Here is a 26147-nt window from a genome sequence, read left to right on the forward strand (position 1 = left end):
CTGTGATCGCGTCGGCTACGCGAATCCAATACTGTATCGGCATACGCCGAGATCAGTTTTTCTTATGGCTCGCGCTCGCGCTCGCGATCCGGCCCTGGAGCTGCCCTTCCTGCAGCAGGCGGTGCACGACGTCGATCAGCGTGCAGCGCACGGCTGTGGCCGCAAGACCCAGCGGTCGGTCGCGCGGCCAGACGATGGCCTGCATGCGAGTGAGTTCCGGCGTCACCACCCGTTGCCCCACGATGGCCTTGGAGGTAACCGCGTCCTGACAGGCGCTTGGCGGCATGACGGAATAGGCCAGTCCCTCGCGCACGACTGACACCAGCAGCGCTGGGCTGTTCAGTTCGTAGCGGACGTCGAGCTTGTGGCCTGTCGCGTTGGCCACCCGCTCGATGATCTTGCGCAGGTCGTGCGCGCGATCTGGCTCTGCCAGCGGTAGCGCTGCCACCTGCGCGAAGGGAATCTCCGGAGGCAGCCGACGCATGGCGGCGCGCGCGCCGAACAGCATGAAGCTTTCCTCGAAGATCGGCAGCGACTCCATGCCTTGCAGTTCGGACGGGCTCGGCATTACAGCTAGGTGCGCCGCGCCCGATTCAACCTGCGCCCGCACCTCGGACGAAAGCCCCTCCCTCACCGTCAACTCGATGTCGGGGTAGTCCTGTGCAATCGCCCGCACCAGCGGCCCCATCAGCGCGCCAGCGAGGGAGCCCACGATGGAAAGGCGCACCACGCCCGAAGGTCTAACCTCGCGGCCCGCGAGTCGCGCCTTCAGCGAATCGGCGCGCGCGAGAAGTTGCACCGACTCAGTCAGCAGCAACTGGCCAGCGTCCGACAGTCCTACGCCACGCGCATGGCGCTTGAAGAGAATCACATCGAGGTCAGCCTCGAGCGCCGAGATGTTCTGGCTCAGGGCAGGTTGCGCAATGCTGAGATGCTCGGCCGCTCTCGAGAAGCTGCGGCTGTTCGCGATTTCAACGAAGTACCTGAGTTGGCGCAGTGTGATGTTCATCTGGGGCAGCCGAGCGAATCTGTCGGATGGATGCTGCCACACCCGCGAAACAGCCACTCGTCCGGCCGGCTTCTCTTGACGAGCAAAGGCGGGTTGCCTCGCGGCTGAGAAACGGCATCGTCAACAGCCGCGAGGGCATCGAGTCCCATCCGGACGGTGTCGCCAAGCTACCTGCTTGCAGGGTTCTTTGGATTGCTCGCGGAAGGGCTATGCATCGGTGGGCAGATGACCGTTGCGAGAAGCCTGCGCGCGGTCCCTGCGACGTTTCACGAAAGCATCAGATCGGCCACCACGGTCACGCCCGCGATTGTCTTCATTGGCCGCCCGTGGTGGGGGCGTCAAAAAACAACAATGCCGGGACATGCGCAAAAAGGCAATTGTTATGCTTGCAGGGCATGAGTTTCTCCCGCAATGACATCGTCGCCTTCATCGAGGTCGTGCGCGCTGGCAGCGTCAGCCGGGCCGCAGAGCATATCGGCGTCACTCAGCCATCGGTGTCCAAGGCCATCAAGCGCCTGGAAGACGAAGTCGGCGTTCCGCTACTCCAGCGCGGCGTGCACGGCGTGCGGTTGACCAGCAACGGCCATTTCTTTCTCGAGACCGCCAAGCGCTTCGAAGCCCAGCATTTCGAGCTGGTGCGCGCTGCATCTGACTTGCGCGCACGCCACGCGGGCCTGCTGCGCATCGGCATCACGAGTCCGGCCTCCGACAGCGCCGCAGTGCGTGCAGTTTCGGAGATGGTGCGTCGGCGCCCCGCCATGAGGCTCAAGCTGACGATCGGCAAGTCCGATGCGCTGAATGCGGCGGTCGAGGATGGCGAACTGGACTTAGCCGTCGTGCCCTCCTACCCCGGTCAGTCGCTGAGTTGCGCAAAGGTCGACATCAGCGAAGACCACACACGGGTGGCGGTGCGTGTCACACACCCTCTGGCGCGCCTGCCAAGCGTCACGATCAATGACCTCACGCCTTTCGGATGGGTGATGCCCTCGCCGCAAAGCGCAGCGCGACGGCATGTCTTTCAGATCTTCGAGCGCAACGGGGCACCGATGCCGCATGTGAGCATCGAGGCGGATTACACCTCGGAGGCGGCCATGGGTGTGCTGATGGCCACCGATCTGCTGGCGATCGTTCCAACCTCCGTACTGCGCAGCTGGCTGGGCCGGATCCAGCCGCTGCCCATTGCGGAGTTGGACATTAGGCGCACCCAGGTGTTGCTGTCGCACCCGCAGGCCACGTGGACACCACTCATGTCCACTTTCCGCGATCTGCTCCTCCAGCAAAGAGGCTGATTCTGAAGATATGCCTCAATGGCATGTCCTGAAGGTCGGGTGGGAATGCCTCTGGCGTGGATCTGGCGTGTAAATCGGCGTCTTCATTTCGATTCACCAGTCTCCATGTCTCTTCCAAATATCGTCCTCATCGTCGCCGACAACCTTGGTTGGGGTGAGCTTGGCTGCTACGGAGGCGGCGCATTGCGCGGCGCGCCGACACCGCGGATTGATCGGCTGGCCAAAGAAGGCTTGCTGCTCCAGAACTTCAACGTCGAAAGCGACTGCGTTCCGACCCGTTCGGCCCTGATGACCGGGCGCCACCCGATCCGCACGGGCTGCCTGCAGTCCGTCCCGCCCGGCCTGCCGCAAGGCCTGAGCCGCTGGGAAATCACCCTGGCGCAGCTGTTGTCCGCACAAGGATATGCCACCGCGCATTACGGCAAGTGGCACCTGGGCGATACCCCCGGGCGCTATCCCTGCGACCGTGGCTTTGACGAGTGGTATGGCATTCCCCGCACGACCGACGAGAGCCAGTTCACCGCCACCATCGGCTACGACCCATCGGTGGCTGATCTACCCTACATCATGGAAGGCCGCGCCGGCTCGCCATCGCAGAAGGTCAAGCTTTACGACCTGGAATCGCGCCGCCAGATCGATGCCGAGCTGGTGCACAAGTCATGCGAGTTCATGCAACGCCACACGGCGCACGCCAGACCCTTCTTCCTGTATTTCCCGATGGTGCATCTGCACTTTCCGACGTTGCCGCACACCGACTTCGCAGGCAGCACCGGCAACGGCGACTTCGCCGACTCGATGGCCGAGATGGACCATAGGGTCGGCCAGGTGATCGACGAGGTCGAGCGCCTGGGCATCAGCGAAAACACGTTGTTCATCTTCTGCAGTGACAACGGCCCGGAGTTTCGGGCCCCCTACCGCGGCACTGCGGGCCCGTGGCGAGGCACGTACCACACCGCCATGGAGGGAAGCCTGCGCGTGCCATTCATCGCACGTTGGCCGGGCCGCATCGCACAGGGCGTGGTCAGCAACGAAATCGTGCACGTCACCGACATCTTCACCACCTTGGCAAAGGTGGCAGAAGGCGAGGTGCCAAGCGATCGACCGATCGACGGCGTCGATCAGCGCAACTTCCTACTCGGTGAAAAGAAGTCCGCCCGCGAGGGGTTCATCTTCTACATCAAGCAAGAGATGCGCGCGCTCAAATGGCGCGACTGGAAGCTGCACTTCTACTGGGAGCCCGAAGTGAACGAAGGCAAGGGCAAACTGGAATCGCCCTACCTCTTCAATCTGACGCGAGACCCCAAGGAGGAGACCGATGTGCTGGTCTTCAACACCTGGGTGCTCGGGCCCATGTTGCGCATGGTGAAAGAGTTCAACGACAGCGTGGAAACCTCCCCCAACACCAAGCCAGGTGCGAAGGATTCGTCATGAGCGACCCCCATGGCCTGCTGGCTCGCGTCCTGGCGCTTCTGGGCAACCATGACCGCAGTCATCCACCGACAACCGCCGGCGTACAGCTGAAGCCGTGGCCGCCGTTTTTCCTGCCTCCCGCCCCGCAATCCACCAGGAATTTAGGACACGACATGCGCAAGCCCTCTTTCCCCCACATCAACCGCCGCGCTGCAGCCATCTTCATGACACTGGCCGGTATCGGCGGCGCACCTCTGGCGCAGCCCTTGGCCGACTATCCGTCCAAATCGATCACCTGGGTGGTCGGTTGGCCACCGGGAGGCAGTGCGGATACCGCCACCCGACTGGTTGCGCGCAAGCTCGAAGCGATGCTGGGCCAGCCGATCGTCGTGGACAACCGCCCAGGCGCCTCAGGAACGATTGGCCTTCAGGCCGGCGCCAAGGCGGCGCCCGACGGATACACCCTGATCACCGTGCCGGGCCCGGTCGTGACGAACCGGCCTGTTCCCCAGTTGGGCAAGGAACTGGTGGGCGTGGCCATGATGGGCAAAGGCCCCGCCGTGCTGATCGGGACCAAGGTCGAGTCGTTGCCCGGCAACGTCAGGGAGCTGATCGATGCCGCGAAAGCGAATCCTCAGAAGTACAGCTATGTGTCCTCCGGCAACGGTACCGCCCAGCATCTGGCCGGCGAGCTGTTCAACCAGATGGCGGGCACCACCATCACCCACATCCCCTACAAAGGCGGCACGCAGGCAGTGACCGACGTGATCGGCGGCCAGGTCAGCCTCGGGGTGTTGGGCATCACATCGGCACTGCCACACATCATGTCAGGCAAGCTTAAGGCCTACGCCGTCACCACAGCAGCCCGATCCAGAAATCTGCCCGATGTCCCGACCATGGCCGAGGCTGGCCTGCCCGGCTTCGAGGCAACGCAGTGGTTCGTGGTGGCCGCGCCGACCGGCGTCTCGGCGGACCGCATCCAGAAGATCAACGAAGCCATTGCGGCGATCCTCAAGCAGCCCGATGTCATCGACGGATTTTCCAAAGTCGGTATCGAGCCGGAACCCGCGACGCCGCAACAGACCACCGGCTTCGTCATCAAGGACCAGCAGCGCTGGAAGAATCTCGCGCAAAGAACGCATTTGCAACTTGACTGAACTTTCAGCACTGGAGACTTTCATGATCACAACCGCTTTCAGTGATTTCCCTGTGCCGCAGCGCCAGGCCAAGCCGCGCTCTCGGGGATTGGCAATGATGATCGACTGGGGCATGGGACTGCAGCGTCAGGCCGACACCGTCGAGTCCGCTGGCGAGTACATCGACTTTGCCAAGATCGCCGCGGGCATCGCACGCTTCATGCCCGCCGAACTGCTGCGCGCCAAGCTCGAGCAATACCGCGCCTGCGGCATCTCGACCTCGCCAGGCGGTCTGTTTGCCGAGTTGGCGCTGAAGATGGGTCGCTATGAGAAGTTCATCGACGATGTGATCGCCACGGGTTTCAGCGGCATCGAGGTGTCGGACAACCTGCTCAAGCTCAGCCCGCAGGACAAGTCCCATGCCATCCGCCTGGCCAAGGACAAGGGTCTGACGGTATTTGGTGAAGTGGGCCGCAAGGAAGGGGCGCTGGACGACGTCACCTTGATCCGCGATGTCGACATCTGTCTCGAGGCTGGTGCAGACTGGGTCTTTCTGGAGGCATCCGAATTGTTCTCGGGCAACAAAGTGCGCGAAGCGTTGATCGCCGAGTTGACGAAACACTTTCCAGTGGAGAAGCTGATCTACGAACTGCCAGTTGTCGTGATCCCGGGCGTCACACGCGACTACAAGCACAAGATCTGTGCCTGGCTGGTGAAGGAGCTCGGCACGGAAGTGAACCTGGCCAACATCGAGTGGGATGAGATGTACCTCACGGAATTAGTGCGGCGAGGCTTTGCCGGCGACACATCGCACCCGCTGGGCGCCTACCGTCTCGCCGGCTTCGACCCCGAGGAGTTGTGAGAAGGGAGAGGCTAGAAACTACCCGCTCAGGCTGCAACCCGTGTTATTGCTGGAGGAGAACCGCCGCCGAAGCGACGACGAGGCGCAGCGGCCGCGTCGGCCAGTTCAGATCCGCAGGACGTGCACTTGAGCTGCCCGGTGAACCAAGATCCGCACGGTCTACGCCGGACGATTACGCGAAGGCGCCAGCAGCGCAGGCGAACGCGTCCAGAACACACACCAGGCGCGCGGCAAATGATCGAAAAAAGAGGCAGGACATGGCGTGGGAAATTGGGAATCGGAAACCCAAGTCTTTCTTCGCCAACGCGCCGAATCAATTCCTGCTTGCCGCGCAAAAACTCCCCGCGGCGTCAGTTCCCCCGTGCAGGTCCACCTTGCCCACGAGCGGTCGAAGCCATGGCGCGTCGCAATTGCTTGTCATGCTAGATCGTTGTCGAACGCCTGCGGCGCGCTGCTTCGCCGCAGGGATGTCGCGGCATGCGCATTCGATCGGGCGCGAGCATCGCGCCGGCGGATCAAAGCCGCTTTCAGTTGGGCGACGCGCACGAGAGGCACGGGTAACACGCCCCATCAGCAAGACACCTCATGCAGATCCACCGGCACGGGGCATGTTGCCCCAGCGCGCGCTGCGTTGCGACGGCTCTGCCTCTGCGAACTAGCCGCCGGCTGATGGCACTGGTGCATTTTCTCTGTCCGCAGCCATTTTCTCTGGCAACGGAGATCGTGAACACGTTCTTTGGCGCAGCCGAACCCGCGACGAGATTGACAAGGAAGCGCGGTTGCGCGGGCTACTGTGGTCGCAGGTTGATCGCCTTGGCGATCGCGCGATAGCGCGCGATCTCGTTTTCGTAGAACTTCGCCGCCTCGGCCAGTGACATGGGTGGCGATGCGAACTGTGTCTGGGCGGCCAGTTGCGAACGCACACCCGGATCTTTCAATGTCGCGCCGATCGCTCGGTGCAAGCGCTGCACCACTTCCTCGGGCGTGTTCTTCGACACCATGAATCCGCTCCAGATGTGATATGAAATGCCCTTCAGCTCCTTGCCCTCACTCACGGTGGGCACGTTCTTGAGCAACTCCGAACGCTGCCCGCCGAGCTGTCCGATCACCTTGAGGCGTCCCTGCTCGGCCAGCGAGTCCAGAATGGCACTATAGGGCTGCACCGCGAAGTCGACCCGGCCGCCGCCGAGATCCTGGAGGAGTGGCGCACCGCCCTTGTACGGCGCGTGAATCAAGTTGACGCCGGTTCGGTGCTGAACGTCCTCGAAGATCAGGTGGTAGAGCGAACCGACACCCACGCTGCCGTAGGTCAGCGGCTTGTCGCCGGACTTGTGTGCCAGTGCGATCAGTTCGTCGATGTTGTTGGCTGGCAGATCCTTGCGCGCGATCAGCACCATCACGCCCTCGGTTACCGGATGCACGAGGCGGAAGTCCTCGGCCTTGAACCTTACTGCGGTGTTGGCCAGCGGCGCCAGGATCACCCCGTTGGGCGTGCCTTGGAAAAGGTAATACCCATCGGCGGGCGCTGCAAGCACCTTCTGGGCCGCCAGGGCGCCGGCGACACCACCCAGGTTCTCAACGAATACCGGCTGCCCGAGTTCCTTGCCAAGCGGCGCGGTGAAGATGCGGGCCGCGGCGTCCAAGGAGCCGCCTGCGGGATACGGAACCATCAAGCCCACGGGCTTGCTTGGAAAGCTTTGGGCGAAGGCGGTACCGGCGGTCATCAGCAGACCTCCGATCAAGCATTGGACAAGGGTTTTCATGAGCTTCCATCGATTGGTTAGCGCGAGGTGGGCAGGTGACCTGACGGGAACGCGTTCGCAGCTCCGATTCGTCAGGGCGGCTGCCGAAAGTCCCCGATACCTTCAGAGACGCGCGGTGCACGGCACGCCGCATTGGCGAATATCGCCGGGGGCTTTCACAGCCCCTTGACGTCAAACTCCTTGGCCATCGATTCGGATTTCTGCAAGTCGTCTCTCAGAATCTTCGCGAATCCCTCGGGCGTGGAGGTAACCGGCGCAAGCCCTTGATCCCTCAGGGACTTGATCACTTCAGGGTCTTTGAGGATCGAATTGATGGCCGCGGAGAACTTGTCGACGATTGCCTTTGGCGTATGTGCGGGTGCGAGAAGGCCAAACCACCCGCTGTCGCCACTCAATTGCTTATAGCCAAGCTCGGGAAATGTGGGAACGCTTGGCAGGAGTGATGAGCGACTCGGCAACAGGATCCCCAAAGCCCGGACTTTCCCCGTTTGGATATACGGCAAGGCTGTCCCCACCGAGATGAAGCTCGAATCGATTTGTCCGCCCAGAAGATCTGTCAAGGACAGTGACTCACCACGGTATGCGACTGGGAGCACGGGGAAGCCGGCATCTCTTCCCAGCATCAGACCAAAAAAATGAAACGAAGAGCCAATACCGAAATGCCCATATGAGACGGGCTTCTTGCTTTTTTTTGCGTCGGCCACAAGATCTGCAAACGTCTGGTAGGGGGAATCGCTTCGAACAACAAAAACGACCTCGGCATCTACAACATGCGCCACCGGTTCAAAGCTTTGTACTGGATCGTATTTGGTCTCCGGATAAAGAACTTTCGCCATAGTATGGCTTCCAAATGTGGACAACAGCGTATAGCCGTCTGGAGGCGAATGAACTACATATTCGGCAGCAATGCGAGTGGACGCACCCGGGCGGTTTTCCACAATCACCGGCACGCCCCACATCTTGCTCAGGCGGTCCCCAATCATGCGAGTGACCCGATCAGGGCTACCGCCCGGAGATCCAGGCAGTACCATCTTTATCGGCTTTGTTGGCCAGTCTTCGGCACTTGCAGTTCCTCCAGCGAGGATTAACGTGGTTATGACCAGCAATTGAATTAAAAATTTCCGCATCTGAAGTCTCCAAATTGATATTTTTTGTCGCCATCGACGACCTTTCATTGCTGTCGGAATGAGAGTGTCACTCCCAGATATTCAATACTATTGAATCATACAACAATGTTGTCTATGTTAGAGCAGCGTGGTCAACTTCACAACCGATTTTCTGGTTCAGATACCCGGGGTCGTGTGGACAGCCACTTCCCGCCGGAGTCATCCCCCGCCCTCCAAGAAGGGGATGCCACGGGCGGCGCTCCGGCCTGGGTGACGGGAGCCTTGAGGGTTATGGCAGGCATGGCCTGCCCCTGAGCCAGTTCGGCTCAGACTCCTTCACCGTGGAACATCCGATGGCGTGACAGTCCGTTGGCTCAGCGTCGCCAGAACGATGACGGTGCGCCCATGAGCCTTGACAGGTCGTGCACGGCATCGAGCAGGAGAGGGATGTGCGCTCCGGTCTGCGTGCAGTCCATCAGGTTCAAGGGTCCTGTGATGGACAGCACATTGGCAAGCTGCCCCTCCGCATTCCATACTGGGGCGCCTAGCGCGCCATAGCCGGGTATTCCGCTCAATTCGAGCACCGCACAGCCTCGCTCGCGCACAACGGGCGCAACGGTATCGATCCAAAGGTTGGCCCGCGCTTCTTTCGAAGGGTCCTCTTCCTTCGTGAGTTCCTGAATCAAGACGGGAAGCGTCTGTTCGCGCGGCAGGTAGGTCGCAAAAACATGTCCGGCGGCAGTCGTGTGCGCGGGAACGAGTCCGTTTCGCAAGGCAAATATCTGGCTGCGCACATCACCTTTGTTGAAAAGAATCAGGGGACCCGCGGGGCTCCAGGAGACGACGGCAGTGCCGAGCCCTATTGCTTCGCTGAGCGCAATCGCCCTTTCCCTGATCAGATCGAAATGCTCCACGTCGCGCGCAGCCGTCATGCCCAATGATGCGAGTGCCGGCCCCAGGCGATATTGTCCCCGCCCGGTACTGCGCACCATCCCGATCCGCAGAAAGCTGACCAGATAATTGTGAGCGGCACTGCCGACAAGATCCGCACGGACAGCAATTTCCTTGAGCGACACGGCACCCGGCCCCTCCTGAATCGCAGCCAGGATCCTGTAGCCAATTTCAATGGACTGAATTCCTTTTGCCATCTTTCACCTTATTTATCATCAATGTCACGTCATCAGCATCTGGTCACTCGTTTGTGACTTGATGCGCGAGCTGCTTGGGCCGTACAACGATCAGCACCCAGAAATCTTTCAATTAATTTGAATTTAATGTCTGGCGCCAGCCCGTAGCATTCCACATTCGTGCGGACGAAACACGCGGGATGTTGCGGCGGAATGCTTTAGCGTCAATTTTCTAGCCCGAAATCAATACCGGATTGCGCACGATTTTCCAACCCGGCAATTCAATCTGAAAAAGAACTTTTTGAGCACTGAATGAACCATGGGCCCGCCGCGGGTGCTTCTTCTCGTGGATGCCTCTACCGCATTTCTCGATTCCACCGGGCACGAAATGGGCTGCAGAGCGCAAGGCCAACCTGGTCTGCAGCGAATCCGGCTCGTTCGTTCGCGCCCCGAGCGACTTCAATCGGACGGTTGGCGCAACGCGGGGCGTTCTGACAGCGAAATCGGTGCCGGACGTCATTGTGGTCATTGCCAGCATCGGCAGTTGCTTCCCAAACGCTTGCCTTTGAGGATCTGTCCAGATCGCTCTTGGAAGTCTTGGCGGCCAGACCAGGATGCCAAGCTCAGTTGCGCCAGAAGGAAGGTGGCGCGCCCATGAGCCGCGATAGATCGCGCGCGGCATTGAGCAAAAGAGGGATATGTGCGCCGGTTGCCGTGCGGTCCATCAGATTCAACGGGCCCGTGATGGACAGCACGTTGGCAAGTTGCCCTTCAGCATTCCACAGCGGTGCACCTATCGCGCCGTAACCAGGAAGCCCACTCAACTCGAGCACCGCATACCCGCGGTCGCGTACACCTTGCGCGACGTCCTCAATCCAGATCTTGGCCTGCGCCTCATCCGCACTCCCCGCCTCGGCGGCCATCTCCTGCACGATCACTGAAAGCGTGAGCTCACGCGGTAAGTAGGTCACGAACACGTGTCCTGCCGCGGTCGTGCGCGCGGGAACGAGTCCGTTGCGCAGCGCGAAGATCTGGTTTCGCACATCGCCTTTGTTAAACAGGATCAGCGGGCCCGCCGAACTCCAGGACACGACCGCAGTGCCGAGCCCCGTCGCCTCGCTCAGGGCGATCGCCCGTTCCCTGATCAGATCGAAGTGCTCGACGTCGCGCGCGGCCGTCATGCCCAGCGATGCCAAGGCCGGGCCGAGCCGGTACTGCCCGCGCCCGCTGCTGGTCACCATGCCGATCCGCAGAAAACTCACCAGATAGTTGTGGGCCGCGCTGCCGGCGAGACCCGCACGCGCAGCGATTTCCTTGAGCGAGACGGCGCCCGGCCCCTCCTGGACCGCAGTCAGGATCCTGTAGCCAACCTCTATCGACTGAATGCCTTTTGCCATCGTTGCGCCTTCTGTTTGACACCCGCTGCCGCCTCATCAGTTGCGACACAGTCGCACACCGGCTTGACCCTGGCGATCCAGAGCCCTAGAATAATCAACATTATACAGTAATTCAATAAGGTTGAATATTATGCTCACTGCCAACCCACAGCGATCCGCGTTCGTCAGTGCCATGCGGAAAGTCCCTTCCGCTGTCGCGGTTGTGAGTATGAAGTACGCAGGTTGTCGCGGCGGCTTGACTGCGACGGCCGTTTGCTCGGTCAGCGCCGACCCGCCGCAAATTCTGGTCTGCGTCAACAAGGCTGGACGGGCGCATTCCGCGATCAGTTCGGCGGAACGCTTCGCCGTCAATTTCTTGGCCCAAAACCAAGACGGCATTGCCCGAGACTTTTCCGACCCCAAGGCCCAGCCCGAGGAGAAGTTCTCAGGCGGCAAATGGATTGCAGGTGCATCCGAGGTGCCGCTGCTGGAAGACGCGCTGGTCGCCTTTGAATGCCACTTGGTCCAGTCGATGGACTGCGGAACCCACACCATCTTCGTTGGCCAGATCACCGAAGTTCACCAGAGAGACGAACTCGCCCTGGTCTACAAGTCAGGCGAATTTCTGGCTGCTTGACCTGCCGAATGTCACGACAACCCCAAACCTACATACAGCAAACATGAAGTTTTCTATCTTCGATCACATGGACCGCGGCAGCTCGCCTTTGAACGAGCAGTTCGAGCAGCGCCTGAAGCTGGCCGAGGCCTACGAGGCGGCGGGGTTCTACGCCTATCACCTGGCCGAACATCATTCCACGCCATTGGGTATTGCGTCCGCGCCCAGCGTCTTTCTGTCGGCGATTGCGCAAAGGACGAAACGCCTGCGCTTCGGCCCGCTGGTCTATGCGCTCAGCATGCATCACCCAATTCGGGTGCTCGAGGAAATCTGCATGCTCGACCAGATGAGCAGCGGTCGCCTGGAGTTGGGCTTCGGACGAGGAATTTCCCCCTTCGAGATCGGGTACTACGGCGTGAACCCCGACAGCGCACAGGAAATCTACCAAGAGTCCTACCAAATCATCCAGATGGGTTTGACCCACAAGGAAATCAACTTCCATGGCAAGCATTTCCAGTTCAACGACGTGCCGGTCGAACTCAGCTGCTTCCAGAAACCGACTCCGCCCATCTGGTACGGCCTCGGCTCCACGGGTGGAACGAAATGGGCGGCCGAGAACAGAATCAATGTTGTGTGCAACGGGCCGGCCGCCTTCGTTCGTCGCCTGACGGATTCATACCGCAACGATTGGCACGCGGCCGGCCATTCCGAGCACGAGATCCCCGAGATGGGCGTCAGTCGCCATGTGGTCGTTGCCGACACCGACAGCGAGGCGCTGGAGATTGCGGAGCGCGGGTACCAGAAGTGGCGCAGCAGCCTGTTTCACCTCTGGATCAAGCATGGCACGACACCGACGCTGCCTTTCCCTCCGACGTTCGCAGGCGCCCAGGAAGCGGGCCTTGCCATCGCTGGCGCACCGGACACCGTGCGTGAATGGGTACGCAAGGACGTGCTGGCGTCCGGCGTCAACTACATGACGTGCCGCATGGCTTTCGGTGACATGACGTACGAAGAATCTTTGCACTCGACTAGGCTCTTCGGGCGGCAAATCGCCGCCCTGAAGGACGAACTCAGCGCAGAATTTTCGCGCGCATAAGTATGGCCTCTCTGACTCCGAACGAGGTTGCTTTGATCGAGGCGCAGCTCCCGCCGTTGAAGCAAGCAACGCTTGGAAACTCTGGCGACGTCGTGGCCTATCGGGAGTCGAGGGATCGCGGCGACCAGACTGTGATCTTTCTCCATGGAATCGGTGGCAACTCCAGTTCTTCGCGCGCTCAGTTCGCAGGACTGCAGCCCTGCGTCAGAGCCATTGCATGGGATGCGCCCGGTTACGGCGGCAGCACCTGCCTGCCACCGGCCGCACCGTCGGTCTCGGATTATTCCGCCCGCTTGCTCCAGTTCATCGAAACGCTTGCGCTTGGCAAGGTGCATCTGGCCGCAACGTCCTGGGGAACGCTGATCGGTGCGGATTTCGCCGGGAGGTACCCCGAGCATGTGCACTCCCTCTGCCTGTCCGGAGCAACCGCCGGCACGGCGCCGATCAGTGCGGAAGAAATCGAGCGGCTCGTGACCACTCGACTGGCTCGCGATCATGAAGGCCTGATGGGACGGCCGGCACGGACGCTGGTCGCCGATGACGCACCGGCCATCGTGATCGAAACGCTGGCCGCACAACGGGGGCGCCTGAACGAGGAAGGCTTCTCGCGCGCGACACGGATGCTGCTGTCGACCCATGGACTGACGCTGGCCCGCACGATCAAGCGCCCTACGCTGTTCCTGGCCGGTGAAGTCGACAGAGTCTGCCCACCGGATATGCACGCCGCGAAACTTCATCGCGAGGTGGAAGACTCCGTGTTCGAGTCATTTGCGCAGTGCGGTCATATTCTTGAATTGGAAGCCCCCATGCGCTTGAACGCTTCGCTCCAGCGGTTCATGGCGCAGCATTCGTCGCCCTGAACTCACACCTACTTTCGGATGGAAACATGGAAATAACACGAATTCAGAACGTCTACACCGTGGTGCGCAACATGCAAGAGAGCCGCGAGTTCTACCGCACCGCGCTCGGCTTGTCCGTTAAGTTCGAAGACCGGCTTGAGTGGTGCCAGTTCGGCGTGGGCGGATCCAACTTTGCATTGAGCTCGATCGCCGAAGGCCCTCTCAACTCCCGCGGAAGCGTGGTCGTCTTCGAGGCACCTTCGCTCGAAGGCATCGAGTCAAGGGTTCGCGCCGCAGGCGGCACGCTCATGGCCTCCCGGTCCATGGGCGCTCATGGATCGGTGATGACATTCGCGGATCCCGAGAAGAATCTGTTTCAGGTCTTCGCGAAATCCAGCCAAGCGTAGGTGCAACGAGTACAAAAATGAAAATTGCAGTGTTAGACGACTATCAGCGAGCCGCCGAGAATCTGGCGGACTGGAAGCGCCTGAAGGGATGCGAGGTCACCTTCCTTCATGAGCGCATCACGGGCGACGAAAATCTCGTCGCCCTGCTCGGCGAGTTCGACGCCGTGGTAGCCATGCGTGAACGCACGGAACTCACCCGTTACGTGATCGAGCATCTCCCCCGCTTGCGCCTGATCGTCACGACGGGTACGGTCAATCGGGCCATCGACATGGAAGCTGCCCGAGTGCGCGGCATCATCGTCAGCGGAACGGATTGGGCAGAAGATGCGACCGTCGAACTGGCCTGGGCGCTGATGCTCGGGCTCGCGCACAACATCAAGCAGGAAGATGCCTCCATTCGCGAAGGCGGATGGCAGAGCACCGTCGGGGTCTCCCTGAAGGGCAACACCCTGGGCGTGATCGGGCTGGGATCCATCGGATCCAAGGTCGCAATAATCGGGCGTGCATTTGGCATGCGCGTTGTCGCGTTCAGCCCGAACCTCACCCAGGAGCGGGCCGATGTTCATGGGGTCCAGTGCGTCGACAAGAACACCCTGCTCGAGACTTCGGATTTCATCTCGGTCCACCTGCGGCTGAGCGACCAGACCCGTGACATGGTCTGCGCTCCGGATTTGGCTCGGATGAAGAAGAGCGCGTTCATCGTGAACACCTCGCGCGGACCCTTGGTCAACGAATGTGATCTGGCAGCGGCGCTGTGCGCCGGGCAGATCGCGGGCGCCGGCGTCGACGTGTTCAATCAGGAACCCATCGGCCCTGATCATCCGTTGCTCAAGGCTCCAAACACCCTTCTGACCCCCCACATCGGCTACGTGACGCGGGAGGTCTATGCCACCTGGTACGAAGCGGTTCTGGAGGACATCGAAGCCTACCGGCGCGGCACCCCCATCCGGCTGGCCAACTGAGTCGCGCTGCATCGACGACCGGCGCACCACCGCTGGCCAGATCGGAATGCGCGCGTGGCTTGCAAGCCGTCGGCGCCGTGTCGCCGGGCATCGCCGTGGATACATGAACTGCGTCGCCACGGCCACCTCCTCCGTCGCCAACGGATTACGCGCCTCAGGTGAATGCACAGTCTGGGCATCAAGCCGCGCCAACGCTTCGCCTGCTGCCAACGAACACCAGCGGGGGAGAAGCGGGGCGATGTGCGACACCGCGCCGACACGCCACCGGGACAAGAACCGACCGGCGCTGCAGGCGTTGCGCCGGGATCGCCGCGCCATCTGGAGCCGAAGTTTCAGAAGGCGCGGCCGGCCGCGCCGTCGTACGTGATCGGGGTTCGATCACACAGGCGCACCGCCGACAACTGGGTCGCGATGACGCAACTGCGGGAGCCGGAACTCCCCGGGTGATTTCATCTTCAAGGCCAAGTGAGGGGCGCCTCATCGAGGTGGCCGAAGGCGACCTCCATTTGAGCCGTCACCGTCCTTGGCATCGGCAACGTATCCACGGAGCGTGCGCCATGCCGTTCCAGGCCCCGGCATGTCGACAGGCTTCAGGCCCAACGGCCAGGCGATCTGCCGGGTCTGGGCCACGATGCAGGCGCCGCCATTGTCCGAGAGGAACTCCGAGCGGGGCGACCAGGGGACGCCGCCGAAGCGCATCTCCACAGCCTCGATGGGCATGTGGCGCGAGCGCCGTGCCGGTCTCGTTGCGGGTCATCGCCATCAGCCCCGGCTGTGTACAGGAAGTGCTATACATGCATAAGTTTACTTTTGTGCATAAAACCAATTTTTGAGCACTAGGGTTCGTACGGATGAGGTTGTCAGCCAGCCGAGGCATATTTGCATAAAACTGAATTTATGCATTTTAAGAGCTGGCCACCATAGAGGCGGAGTGTTCTTCGACCTCAGCAATCGCAGCATGTCTAGGAGACCAATCATGAAAGTCAGACGCGTAGTCTTGGGTGTGGATTCGAACGGAAAGTCCGGGGTGCTGTCGGATGAGGTGGCACGACGCAACTCCGCGTTCAAAAGTGCGCCGGGGTTCGAGGCCACATTGCTCTGGTCGACGACCGCGTCCAGCGCGACGGGCAGCAAAGCGCCATTCATCGATCCGACCATCGAAGCGAACTTTCTTCCGGCCAGCGGCGAGTCACGACTGATGCTCGTCACGTTCCCGCCCGATTCGGTGATGACGAGGGCGAATTTCGACGCGGCGGCATTCGGGGCAGAGTTTGGCCAGTTGCTGCCAGGGCTGGCAGAGACGTTCGAGCCCGATGCGCCCGGCATGCACACCACCGACAGCATCGACTACGACATCGTGCTGGATGGCGAGATCAGTCTCGAGCTGGATGATGGCAAGGAGGTGCTTCTGAAGAAGCACGATGTTGCCGTGCAGCAAGGTAACCGACACGCCTGGCGCAACAAGAGCGACAGGCCCGCGATGATGGCCTTTGTGCTGATGGGCAAGACACGCGCAGGCTGAGCTTCTGCCGGGCTGCCGGCCTAGCGTGCAGCGGTTCATCGCTGCAGACCGAATCTTCCTTGGTTGACGCGGGCGATCCCGGCCCGCGCGCCTCTCCTCAAGTCCCCAACCCCGATGGACAATTTCAATCAATCCGACGATGTGAAGACATTGATCGACCTCGAGCAGCAGCGCTGCAACGCAATGATGGATGGCGATACGCAGCGCCTGCGCGAGTTGCTTCATCGCGACTTGATCCACGTCCACGCCAAGGGTCAGATCGACGGTTTCGACAGTTACTTCAGCACGGGCGGGTTCAACGTTCATTACACGCGCCTCGAACGCTCGGAGCTCTTCGTGCGCGTGATGGGCAACAGCGCGTTGATGACCGGCCGCCAGATGCTCGTGGGCGTGCGCAAGAACGGCACCGGCACCGTGACCATCGACTCCCGCGTCATGCAGGTCTGGGTGAAGGAGGAGGCGCGTTGGCAGCAACTCGCATTCCAGACCACCCCTACCGAGATGACCATCGCCTGACTTCGGCGCGCCGAGCGCCAGGCAGATCAACACCCCCATCAAAAGGAACGAATATGTCGCTGCCCAAGAAAATGAAAGTCGCCCGCATGCATGAGGTTGGCGGCCCTATGCGGATCGAAGAACTCGACGTGCCCCAGGTGCGTCCCAACGATGTCCTGGTGCGCGTCAGGGCGTGCGGAATCGTCCCCAACCTCGGCAACATCCTCAAGAACTGGACGACCTGGTTTCCGGAGCGGCCGCTGCCGCCTCTGCCGGCAATCTTCGGCCTCGATCCGACCGGCGAAATCGTCGAGGTGGGCTCGCAAGTTCATACCTGGAAGCTGGGCGATCGCGTCTACGTGAACCCCGGGCGCTATTGCGGCGGGTGCCGCGCCTGCCGCAGCGGCCAGCTCACAAGCTGCAGCCACTACACGTTCAACGGTTACTTCGGCTTCTCGCAGAACTCTCTGGCCATTTTCCGCGACTACCCCTATGCCGGACTGGGCGAGTACATGACCGCGCCGCAGTATTCGCTCGTCAAGTTGCCAGACAACGTCAGCTTCGATCAAGGTGCTCGCTTTGGCTACCTGGGTACTGCCTACGCGGCGCTGCGCAAAGTGGAGATGGGCGTTGGCAAGACGATGCTGATCAATGGTGCCAGCGGGACGCTCGGCATCGGCGCGGTCTTGTACGGGCTCGCGATGGGCGCCACGCGCATCTACGGCACAGCCCGCAACCAGGGCCTGCTGGAGCGCGTGAAGGCGCTGGCGCCCAGCCGGATCGAAGTGCTGTCGCTCGACGATGCCGAGACGCTTGACGCCTGGGTTCTTCGCCATACGGGCGATGGCGTGGACGTCTTCGTAGATTGCCTCGGACCAGGAGCGCCGCACGAAACATTCCTCGCAGGCATGCGGGCACTCAAGCGCGGCGGCGCAGCAGTGAACATCGGCGCGATTGCCGGTGGCGTGCCGATCGATCTCCATACCATGATGGACCTGCGCCAGTCGCTCGATGGCTCCGTGTGGTTCACCGCCGGCGAGGGGCAGGATATGGCGGACATGTCCGAGGCCGGGCTCGTCGACCTCTCGATCTTCGAGCAGGTGGGCTTTCCGCTGGAGCAGGTCAATGATGCCATATCCGGCATCGAGAACCGCCACGGCGGCTTCAGCAACTACGTCATTCATCCCTGAGTCCGCAAGGAGGCCTCCCATGACTGCAACGCAACAACGCCGTACCTTCGTTCGTGTCCTGGGAAGTGCCGCGCTGGCAGCTTCCGTGCCCGGCGCCTTTGTGAGGGCGCAGGGCGCCGACGCCAGGATCAAGTTCGGTTGGGCTATTTCGAAGACCGGGCCCTTCGCCGCAGGGGCTGCGTCCGCGCAAATTCCCAACTATCGGCTGTGGGTCGATGACGTCAACAAGGCCGGCGGTATTGCGGTCGGCAGTGCCAAGCGCCTGATCGAGGTCGTCGAATACGACGATCGCAGCCAGCCGGAGGAAGCCGTCAGGGCCATCGAGCGCATGGTCAACCAGGACAAGGTCGACTTTCTCCTGCCGCCGTGGGGCACCGGAATGAACCTGGCGGTTGCGCCAGCATTCCACAAGGGCAACTTCCCCATGATCACGCCCAGCTGCATCACCGATCAGATGCCGCAGCTCGTCAAACGCTGGGACAACATGTTTTCGCTGCTCGGCACCGCAGCCAGCTATGCGGATGCCATCGTCGGGCTGATTGCGCAGATGCGGACTGACGGCAAGATCGGTGGCAAGGTGGCCATGGTGAACGTGACCGACCAGTTCGGACTGGAACTCGCTGCTGCCGCGCGCAAGTCGTTGAAGGCCGCGAAGTTCGAGATCGTGGTCGACAGCAGCTACCCAATTTCTACTCAAGACATGACGCCGCTGATTGCCGATGCGCAGCGCGCGAATCCGGACGTTTTTCTGGGATTCAGCTACCCGCCGGATACATTGGGACTGACCGAGGCCGCGCGCATGCGCAGCTTCAATCCAAAGGTGTTCTACGTCGGAGTCGGAACGGCGTTGCCCCTGTATGCCGGAAAGTTCGGCGCCAACGTCGAGGGTGTCATGGGGCCGGGAGGATGGAATCCGGCGTCGGACGCCATCAAGGCATATATCGCAAGGCACACCGCGTTGATCGGGCAGCCGCCGGAACAATGGGTCAGCGTACTGTGCTACTCAGGCTTGCAGGCGCTCGCCCAGTCGATCGAGAAGGTGGGCAAGCTCGATCGCCCGGCAATCATCAAAATGCTCGGTTCAACGACCTTCGACACGGTCGCGGGTTCGCTGAAGTTTGACAACCACTTCATGGCCGGCGGCTGGACGGTCGGCCAATGGCAAGGAGGGACGTTCTCGGGCGTCGCGCCGAAGCAATCGGGCGCGAAGAATCTCATCGCCAAGCCGGCCTGGAAGGCCTGAAGCCTTTCATGAGGCTGATCGACGCATTGATCTTCGGGCTGACACTGGGTGGAACCTATGCGCTCATCGCGCTGGGGCTCAACCTCCAGTACGGCGTCGCACGCATTCTCAATCTCGCCTACGGCGAGATGCTGATTGCCGCAGCCCTGGGCAGCCTGGTGCTTTTCTCGCGCCTGGGTGTCTCGCCGCTCGTCGCGCTCTTGTTACTTGTCCCTGTCGCTGCGGCCGCAGGGGCATTGCTCTACAAGGTGGCGTTTCTGCCGCTGGTGAGGCGCGCGCGCAGCCGCGACGCCCTCGAGGGCGACAGCATTCTGTCGACCTTCGGCCTGCTGTTCGTGATACAGGGTGTCATGCTCGCGGCGTTCGGCGGCAACTACATGAGCTATTCGTTCTTGTCGGTGCCCATTGAAGTCCTGGGAACGACGGTAGCCGCCAACCGGTTGCTTGCGCTCGCGGTCGCATTGATCCTCGGCAGCGCGCTGTTCCTGCTCTTGAGCCGAACGCGAATTGGGACGGCTCTGCGCGCGGTGGCGGTCGACCCGGGGTCGGCGCCGCTGGTGGCGATCGATGTGACCAGGATTGCAATGCTCGCTTTCGCCATGGGCACGGCACTCGTCGTAGTCGCCGGGGTGCTGGTCGGCATGTTTTCGACTTTCAGCGCCACCATGGGCGTGCTCTTCACCATGAAGGCATTGATCGTCGTGATCATGGGTGGCGTGGGCAACTTTGTTGGCTGTGTCCTGGCTGCCTTGCTGCTCGGATTGACCGAAAGCCTCGTCTCCTCCTACGTGGATACCGGCCTTACGTTGGCCGCCAACTACGCGATCTTCTTGCTGGTGCTCGTGTTTCGGCCCTCCGGCCTGTTCGGGAGGGCTGGCCGGTGACGTCCAGATCGAAACTATTTTTTGCGTTGTCGCTCGCTGCCTTCGTTGCTCTGGCGTTCGCTCCGCAAGCGGGGAACGACTACACGACCTCCCTGCTGATCAACGTGCTGCTTTACGCAAACCTTGCCACGGCTTGGGGCATCTTCTGCGGGACGACTCGCTTCATCTCTCTTGCGACAGTCGCATTTTTTGGTGTCGGGTGCTACACCGTTGCGGTTTTGTCGGCGTTCCTGCCATGGCCTGCGGTTCTCGCAGTGGCGGCTTTGCTGGGAGGTGCATTGGCGCTGGCGATCGGGATTTGTACGCTGCGTCTTTCGGGCATGTACTTCGTCGTCTTCAGTTTCGGTATTGCCGAACTGATCCGCCAGCTGGTGACCTGGTACGAGGCCAAGCTCGTGGGCTCGGTCGGGCGCTATGTGTTCCTGGAGATCACTCCGGCCCAGATCTATTGGCAGCTCCTGGTGTTGCTTGCAATGATCTGGATCCTGGGTGCTTGGCTCTCGAAGTCCCGACTGGGATTTGCGCTGCGCCTGATCGGTGAGGACGAAACCGCCGCCCGCGGCTGCGGCATCAATACCGTTGCCGTTCGCCTGGCGGTACTGACGGGTACAGCCATGTTCATGTCGGTCGCCGGAGCGATCGTGGCTCCGCGCTGGACCTATATCGAGCCTTCCATTGCGTTCAACTCCCTGGTGTCTTTTCAGGTTGTGGTGATGGCACTTCTTGGAGGCGTGGCCGCGTTCTACGGGCCGGTCTTGGGCACGGTCCCGCTGGTCCTTGCATTCGAGGTGCTGACCAAGTACTTTCCCAACCACTTCAGCATCGTGTTGGGCGCCATCTTCCTTGTGATCGTGTACCTGCTGCCACAAGGCCTGCTGGGAGTCGGCAAGAAGCTCTGGAGGCGCCTGTGAGCGCGTCACTTCTGGAGGTCAGCGACCTGTCCCGGCGGTTTGGCGGGCTGAGAGCGGTTGAAGGTTTGTCACTTCACATCGGGCAAGGTGAGATCGTCGGCTTGCTCGGGCCCAACGGTTCTGGCAAGACGACGGCGCTGAATCTGATCAGCGGGGCACTGCAACCGGACCGAGGCTCGGTGAAGCTCGATGGACTGGAAACAGCCGGCGCACCGAACTTCAGGGTTTCGCGCCTGGGGATCGCGCGCACCTACCAGCTCGTTCGCCTCTTCAAGACGATGAGCACGCTGGAAAATGTGGTGGCCGGGATGTCGTTCGCACGCGGGCGCAGTTTCGGCGCCGAAGCCAACGCGGCTGCATTGGCGCTTCTCGAACGGGTCGGCCTTGCAGGCCGGGCCACACAGCGCGCCGAAGATCTCACATACATCGATCAGAAGCGGCTCGAACTTGCACGCTGCCTCGCCAGTCGCCCGCGAGTGCTCTTGCTGGACGAGTGGCTGGCGGGCCTGAATCCCACGGAACTGCGCCAGGCGATCGAACTCGTGCGTTCGCTGAAGCACGATGGCGTGTCGATCCTGATGGTCGAGCATGTGCTGGAAGCCGTCAGGTCGCTGTGCGACCACTGCGTGGTCATGAACGCCGGCCAACGCATCGCGGCCGGCCCTGCGGCCTCGGTCCTGGCGGATCCCGAAGTGGTACGCGCCTACCTTGGAGACGATCATGCTTGAGATCAGGCAGTTGAGCGCGCACTACGGAATGCACCAGGCGCTGGCCGATGTGGAGATTCAGGTGGGCTCTGGCGAGGTCGTCAGCGTGCTGGGCGCAAACGGCGCCGGCAAGTCCACTCTGCTCAGATGCATCGCCGGACTGATGGCGGTCAAGGGGGCGGAGATGACGCTGAACGGCAAGGCGCTCACAGACCTCAAGGCGAACCAACGGGTCGAGGCGGGCATCGCCCTGGTTCCCGAGGGGCGCGGTGTCTTCGCAGAGCTCACGGTAAAGGAGAATCTCTTCCTTGGCGCGTATCCACGGCGGGCGCGCGCGAACGAGCAACGCAACCTCGAACGCGTGCTCGAACTCTTTCCTAGACTGCGTGAGCGACTGCCCCAGAGCGTGCGCACCATGAGTGGGGGTGAACAGCAGATGGTCGCCATCGGGCGGGCACTCATGTCCAGCCCCGATGTGCTGCTGCTGGACGAACCGTCGTTAGGCCTGTCGCCGTTGATGGTGTCGGAACTCTTCAAATCGCTCGAACGCATTCGCGATGACAAGGTCTCGATCCTGCTGGTGGAGCAAAACGCCAAACGCAGCCTGGCACTCTCGAGACGCGGGTACCTGCTCGAACAGGGCCGCGTTGTCGGTGCCGACAGCGCCGGTGCATTGCTTGCGAGCGAGGCGGTACGGCGCGCTTACCTCGGCGGGTGAGCGGTGCAAGGCCATCGGTGCGGAGCAGAAGCGCGCCGGCCCGCCTCCAGTCGGACTACTCCGATAGATCGCGCAGGAACTGCTCCAGCATGCCGATGCCGGCAGCGGGCGTTCTCGCTGTGCCGTATACGTAGTTGTCAGGCCGCGCAATGACCACCGATCGACCCAGGGATGCGAACCACCGCGTCATCACCGCGTCAAATTCATGCAAATGGAGGGTCGCAGTTCCCGTCTGTGCGCTCGAACCCACGCGGATAAGGGTTCCTCCACACGCATCCAGGAGGCTCAGATACCGTGCTTCAGTGGCCGTGTCCAAGTCACCCAAAACCACGACCCGGACGCCGCGCCCGGTGAGATCGTCCAGCCGCCCCTCGAAATTCGAAGTTCGGACGTTGGGCTGAGGAAGGAGCGAGCCAGCACCAGGCGAATCCGCGGCGATCAGCCCGCACTTCAACGGTGGAATCATGTTCTGTCGAAAAACTGTGCGTACCTGCCCGCCATGCTCGGCGACCAGGCGTTCGTCGCGCTGACGAGCAACTTCCGGATCGCGCTCGCAGATCACCCGCCCCAACTCGATCGAGGTCAGCGTCGTCTCGATGACGTGCGGTCGACGCTCTTTACCGTAAGTGTCGAGAAGAGATGCCGGCGATGCACCCGCCAGCACGCGGTCAAGCTTCCAAGCCAGGTTCTGTGCATCTCGCAGTCCCTGTGCCATTCCCTGCGCCATGAACGGCGGTGTCATGTGTGCCGCATCACCCGCCAGCAGGATTCGATCCTGGCGCCATTCGTTTGCAACCAACCCATGGAAGCGGTAGGCAGCAGCACGCCAGAGCTTCCCGTCGCCCGGCTTGATCCAGCGTTCCAGCAGCGGCCACAACTCGTCCTCGGGGAATTCGGGAGACAGGCTGTCTCCGGGCAACAGCATCATTTCCCAGCGACGATGGTTGCCCGGCAACACGACGAATGTCGACGGGCGATCGGGCTCGCAATATTGCACCTGGGTCTGGGGCAGCTCGGCAAGCTTCTCCTCGTTGATGAGGGCATCCACCACGAGCCAGGGCTCGTGAAAGTTCAAATCCTCCAGTGCGATGCCAAGACGCGTGCGAATCGGGCTCGCCCCGCCATCGCAGGCGACCATGTACTTGGCCGTGAAGCGTGTCGCCTGCTCCGTTCCTCGAAGGTTCACGTCGATCCAAACCCCGTCCGCATTCTGACCTTCGGATACGACGTTTGCCTCCAGGTGCACTTGGACCGGCTCGAGCTGCAAAAGCCTGGCTCTTATGATTCGCTCGAAGGCTGGCTGATCGAACACATAGTTCGGCGCCCAGCCAAGGTGAAAAGGCGGGGGTGCCATATCCAGGCGCTTGATCAATTGCCCTTCAGTTCCTCGGTATTCGCTCGGCCGGTAGGGTGCTGTGTGTTTCTGTACTTTGTCCGCAATGCCGAGTTCCTGCATGATTCGCATGACCTCGTGGTCCAGTCCGATCGCCCGTGGCAGCGGATAGAGATCAGGCAGCCTATCGAATGCGGCAACGCGAATGCCGCGCTGGCCAAGCAGGGCCGCGAGGACCGCGCCGGTCGGGCCGAGACCCACGATGATGACGTCAGCGTTCATGTCAGGGACTTTTTCTGGGATGACTGGGCGAGCGGTTCAGCAGACAGGCGCGTGGATTGGAAGTCGACGAGGCGCCAGCCGTCGGTGTGCTCCCACACCTCGATGGCCCATGACGACAGGGTCACGGGCTCGGACTCGCCCGCCCGCACGATGCGTTGGCACAGGCGCCCGGTCACGACAGCACAGGCGCCGAACACCTTGATCACACGGGACTCCAGATGCACGTCAAGGAATTTGAGGCGCTCTCGCACGAACTGCAGGTAGCCGGCGCGGTCGTGTGAAACGCCGGTTGCGTGAACATAGCGCAATCCGTCTGCGAGGAGCGCGGACAGACACTCGATGTCGCCGTCCATGAGGGCCTTCATCCGCGCCGCGCTGCATTCGGCGACCAAGTTGCGCACAAGCATCCCGTGAAGCTGGTACAGCTCAGCGTTGGCCGTCGTGGACCTTGATCCCGTCCTTCGTCAGGCCGCCGAGGCGCGAATGGATGCGCCCCCCCGTTCCCATGACCAATGCGAAGAGGATTTCCTTGGGCCTCGGCGCATCCTGGATGCCGATCTCCATGCTGTTGTAGTGGCTGCGGACGTATGAAGCATGAATGTTATGCAGGGGAACCATCAGTCGATAGCCCGTCCCTGCGACCGCCTTTGCCGCCGGCACCATGGCCTTGGGTTCGCCAAGGACTGCTCGCATGGCCCAGCCGCCGGCCTCGTGCCACACCGCGCCATGTTCCATTTCTCCGTCGACGCCGACGATGGCAGCCTTGCTGTACACCTCGACGTTTTCCTTGCCAAGCGTCGCAACCAGTTCCTCCGCGAGGAGAGTGCCGAGCGTGCGAAGCTCCACCATAAAGGGCAACAGGTCCGGCTCGTAGCGCCCGGCGTACGGGTTGCGGATGACTGCGCACGAGGCGGCCAGCTTCAAAGGGAATGCAGCCGCCGGGCCACCCTCGTGATAGATGGACTCCACGGTCAGGCTTCGCTTACGGATTTCAATGAGGGACATGAGCGGGTCTCTTGGACAGGGTTCCATTAAATATGCATGAAAGGCATTTTATGCATAAATATCAATCCATGCCTAGCGTTTCCCCTACCCGATTCTGCGCCGAAAGCCTCGCCAATTGTTTGCATGTTATTAATTTTTATGCATAAAATTGAAACTATGAACACCTCCAATATCAGCGCAGCCGATTCATCGACTCCTCTGTCGGAGCAGGCTTTTCGCAGTCTGCGGCATGACGTTCTGATCGGTACTTTCGAAGCGGGCAGCAAGCTCAAGCTGGACGAGTTGCAGGGCCATTACGGCTTTTCGAGCAGTCCCTTGCGCGAAGCCCTCAGTCGCCTTGCGCAAGAGGGTCTCGTCCGAGCCGATGAGCGGCGAGGATTCCGCGTTGCGCCGATCTCTTCACAGGACTTGAACGACATCACGCACATGCGCCTGATGTTGGACGTCCCGGCACTTCGAAGCGCGATCGAATCGGGCGACGACGCGTGGGAAGGTGCGATCGTTGCGACCTTTCATCGGCTCGAGAAGGTCGAATCGCGCCTGAGCGATGGCCCTGTGATCCTGGATGAGGAGTGGAGCGAAGTTCATCGCACCTTCCATTCGGCACTGATCGCCGCCTGTGCATCTGAGCGTCAGCGCGTGTGGAGCGCCAGCTTGTTTGATCAGGCCGAGCGCTACCGGCGGTTTTCCGCGCGTCACCGGCAGGCGGGCCGTCGCAAGTCCAACGAGCATCGGAAGATCATGGATGCGACCTTGCGTCGCGACACCGATACGGCTTGCGCGCTGCTCGGCGAACACATCCTGAGCACTCAGCGCAACGTGGAAGCAGCCATGAAGCGCGCCGCTGGCGTCTGAAGGC

General features: G+C 61.5%; 27 protein-coding genes. 18 read left to right on the forward strand and 9 right to left on the reverse strand.

The annotated features are described in order from the left end of the window. Nucleotides 1-52: 52 nt before the first annotated feature. On the reverse strand, nt 53-1009 hold the full coding sequence (locus BLW48_RS04275; RefSeq protein WP_093172870.1) for a LysR family transcriptional regulator: 957 nt from the start codon (nt 1007-1009) through the stop codon (nt 53-55). A gap of 395 nt (nt 1010-1404) precedes the next feature. On the opposite strand from BLW48_RS04275, the gene BLW48_RS04280 reads away from it, so the two are divergent. The 4 genes from BLW48_RS04280 (at nt 1405) to BLW48_RS04295 (ending at nt 5706) form a co-directional block, all read left to right on the forward strand. After that, nucleotides 1405-2298, forward strand: a complete 894-nt coding sequence (locus BLW48_RS04280; protein ID WP_177142261.1) for a LysR family transcriptional regulator — start codon at nt 1405-1407, stop codon at nt 2296-2298. A gap of 105 nt (nt 2299-2403) precedes the next feature. Continuing rightward, the gene (locus BLW48_RS04285) at nt 2404-3729 is read left to right on the forward strand and encodes an arylsulfatase (RefSeq protein ID WP_093172874.1); all 1326 of its coding nucleotides are present in this window, start codon (nt 2404-2406) and stop codon (nt 3727-3729) included. After that, on the forward strand, nt 3726-4865 hold the full coding sequence (locus BLW48_RS04290; protein WP_093172876.1) for a Bug family tripartite tricarboxylate transporter substrate binding protein: 1140 nt from the start codon (nt 3726-3728) through the stop codon (nt 4863-4865). The genes BLW48_RS04285 and BLW48_RS04290 overlap by 4 nt, the downstream gene beginning before the upstream one ends. Before the next feature lie 22 nt (nt 4866-4887). Continuing rightward, complete coding sequence (locus BLW48_RS04295; protein ID WP_093172879.1) at nt 4888-5706, forward strand: phosphosulfolactate synthase; 819 nt, start codon at nt 4888-4890, stop codon at nt 5704-5706. Between the two features lie 788 nt (nt 5707-6494). Here the strand turns inward: BLW48_RS04295 and BLW48_RS04300 are convergent. The 5 genes from BLW48_RS04300 to BLW48_RS04315 form a co-directional block, all read right to left on the reverse strand. Beyond that, nucleotides 6495-7469, reverse strand: coding sequence for a tripartite tricarboxylate transporter substrate binding protein (locus BLW48_RS04300; RefSeq protein WP_093172881.1), 975 nt, complete (start codon nt 7467-7469; stop codon nt 6495-6497). Nucleotides 7470-7624: 155 nt separating this feature from the next. Next, nucleotides 7625-8644 (reverse strand): Bug family tripartite tricarboxylate transporter substrate binding protein, encoded by a 1020-nt coding sequence (locus tag BLW48_RS04305; RefSeq protein ID WP_093172883.1) that lies wholly within the window; start codon nt 8642-8644, stop codon nt 7625-7627. Between the two features lie 305 nt (nt 8645-8949). Continuing rightward, the gene (locus BLW48_RS04310; protein ID WP_093172885.1) at nt 8950-9723 is read right to left on the reverse strand and encodes an IclR family transcriptional regulator; all 774 of its coding nucleotides are present in this window, start codon (nt 9721-9723) and stop codon (nt 8950-8952) included. Nucleotides 9724-9934: 211 nt separating this feature from the next. After that, on the reverse strand, nt 9935-10240 hold the full coding sequence (locus tag BLW48_RS34925) for a hypothetical protein (RefSeq protein ID WP_143047719.1): 306 nt from the start codon (nt 10238-10240) through the stop codon (nt 9935-9937). A gap of 85 nt (nt 10241-10325) precedes the next feature. Next, the gene (locus BLW48_RS04315; protein WP_093172886.1) at nt 10326-11099 is read right to left on the reverse strand and encodes an IclR family transcriptional regulator; all 774 of its coding nucleotides are present in this window, start codon (nt 11097-11099) and stop codon (nt 10326-10328) included. Between the two features lie 130 nt (nt 11100-11229). Here BLW48_RS04315 and BLW48_RS04320 point away from each other — a divergent pair, with 130 nt between their 5' ends. From BLW48_RS04320 to BLW48_RS04385, 13 genes are all read left to right on the forward strand, one after another. After that, complete coding sequence (locus BLW48_RS04320) at nt 11230-11715, forward strand: flavin reductase family protein (RefSeq protein ID WP_093172888.1); 486 nt, start codon at nt 11230-11232, stop codon at nt 11713-11715. A gap of 43 nt (nt 11716-11758) precedes the next feature. Then, complete coding sequence (locus tag BLW48_RS04325) at nt 11759-12790, forward strand: LLM class flavin-dependent oxidoreductase (protein ID WP_093172890.1); 1032 nt, start codon at nt 11759-11761, stop codon at nt 12788-12790. A gap of 32 nt (nt 12791-12822) precedes the next feature. Continuing rightward, nucleotides 12823-13650, forward strand: a complete 828-nt coding sequence (locus BLW48_RS04330) for an alpha/beta fold hydrolase (protein ID WP_177142262.1) — start codon at nt 12823-12825, stop codon at nt 13648-13650. Nucleotides 13651-13676: 26 nt separating this feature from the next. Further along, the gene (locus tag BLW48_RS04335; protein ID WP_093172894.1) at nt 13677-14036 is read left to right on the forward strand and encodes a VOC family protein; all 360 of its coding nucleotides are present in this window, start codon (nt 13677-13679) and stop codon (nt 14034-14036) included. Between the two features lie 17 nt (nt 14037-14053). Then, the gene (locus BLW48_RS04340; RefSeq protein WP_093172896.1) at nt 14054-14998 is read left to right on the forward strand and encodes a D-2-hydroxyacid dehydrogenase family protein; all 945 of its coding nucleotides are present in this window, start codon (nt 14054-14056) and stop codon (nt 14996-14998) included. A gap of 976 nt (nt 14999-15974) precedes the next feature. Further along, nucleotides 15975-16520: a cupin domain-containing protein gene (locus tag BLW48_RS04350; protein WP_093172900.1), complete on the forward strand. Its 546-nt coding sequence runs from the start codon at nt 15975-15977 to the stop codon at nt 16518-16520. Nucleotides 16521-16634: 114 nt separating this feature from the next. Then, entirely contained in the window at nt 16635-17036 is a 402-nt protein-coding gene (locus tag BLW48_RS04355; protein WP_093172902.1) for a nuclear transport factor 2 family protein, read from the forward strand. Between the two features lie 53 nt (nt 17037-17089). After that, complete coding sequence (locus BLW48_RS04360) at nt 17090-18205, forward strand: alcohol dehydrogenase catalytic domain-containing protein (RefSeq protein ID WP_093172904.1); 1116 nt, start codon at nt 17090-17092, stop codon at nt 18203-18205. 19 nt (nt 18206-18224) lie between these two features. Beyond that, nucleotides 18225-19448: an amino acid ABC transporter substrate-binding protein gene (locus tag BLW48_RS04365; protein ID WP_093172906.1), complete on the forward strand. Its 1224-nt coding sequence runs from the start codon at nt 18225-18227 to the stop codon at nt 19446-19448. Nucleotides 19449-19456: 8 nt separating this feature from the next. Then, the gene (locus tag BLW48_RS04370) at nt 19457-20332 is read left to right on the forward strand and encodes a branched-chain amino acid ABC transporter permease (protein ID WP_093172908.1); all 876 of its coding nucleotides are present in this window, start codon (nt 19457-19459) and stop codon (nt 20330-20332) included. Then, nucleotides 20329-21243: a branched-chain amino acid ABC transporter permease gene (locus tag BLW48_RS04375; RefSeq protein WP_093172910.1), complete on the forward strand. Its 915-nt coding sequence runs from the start codon at nt 20329-20331 to the stop codon at nt 21241-21243. The genes BLW48_RS04370 and BLW48_RS04375 overlap by 4 nt, the downstream gene beginning before the upstream one ends. Next, nucleotides 21240-21971 (forward strand): ABC transporter ATP-binding protein, encoded by a 732-nt coding sequence (locus BLW48_RS04380; RefSeq protein ID WP_093172912.1) that lies wholly within the window; start codon nt 21240-21242, stop codon nt 21969-21971. The genes BLW48_RS04375 and BLW48_RS04380 overlap by 4 nt, the downstream gene beginning before the upstream one ends. Further along, a complete protein-coding gene (locus BLW48_RS04385) occupies nt 21964-22668 on the forward strand; it encodes an ABC transporter ATP-binding protein (protein WP_093172914.1) in 705 nt (234 codons plus the stop codon). Before BLW48_RS04380 ends, BLW48_RS04385 begins: the two co-directional genes overlap by 8 nt. Before the next feature lie 55 nt (nt 22669-22723). On the opposite strand, the gene BLW48_RS04390 is transcribed toward BLW48_RS04385, so the two are convergent. Genes BLW48_RS04390 through BLW48_RS04400 form a run of 3 tightly spaced genes read right to left on the reverse strand, consistent with a single transcriptional unit; the run spans nt 22724 to nt 25288 of the window. Then, nucleotides 22724-24283, reverse strand: a complete 1560-nt coding sequence (locus BLW48_RS04390) for a bifunctional 3-(3-hydroxy-phenyl)propionate/3-hydroxycinnamic acid hydroxylase (protein ID WP_093172916.1) — start codon at nt 24281-24283, stop codon at nt 22724-22726. Then, entirely contained in the window at nt 24280-24690 is a 411-nt protein-coding gene (locus BLW48_RS04395; RefSeq protein ID WP_093172918.1) for a nuclear transport factor 2 family protein, read from the reverse strand. Before BLW48_RS04395 ends, BLW48_RS04390 begins: the two co-directional genes overlap by 4 nt. A 19-nt stretch (nt 24691-24709) precedes the next feature. After that, entirely contained in the window at nt 24710-25288 is a 579-nt protein-coding gene (locus BLW48_RS04400; protein ID WP_093172920.1) for an amino acid synthesis family protein, read from the reverse strand. 138 nt (nt 25289-25426) lie between these two features. On the opposite strand from BLW48_RS04400, the gene BLW48_RS04405 reads away from it, so the two are divergent. Continuing rightward, nucleotides 25427-26143, forward strand: coding sequence for an FCD domain-containing protein (locus tag BLW48_RS04405; RefSeq protein ID WP_093173268.1), 717 nt, complete (start codon nt 25427-25429; stop codon nt 26141-26143). Nucleotides 26144-26147 lie beyond the last annotated feature (4 nt).

The organism is Variovorax sp. YR266, assembly GCF_900107295.1.
Taxonomy (GTDB): Bacteria; Pseudomonadota; Gammaproteobacteria; order Burkholderiales; family Burkholderiaceae_C; genus Variovorax.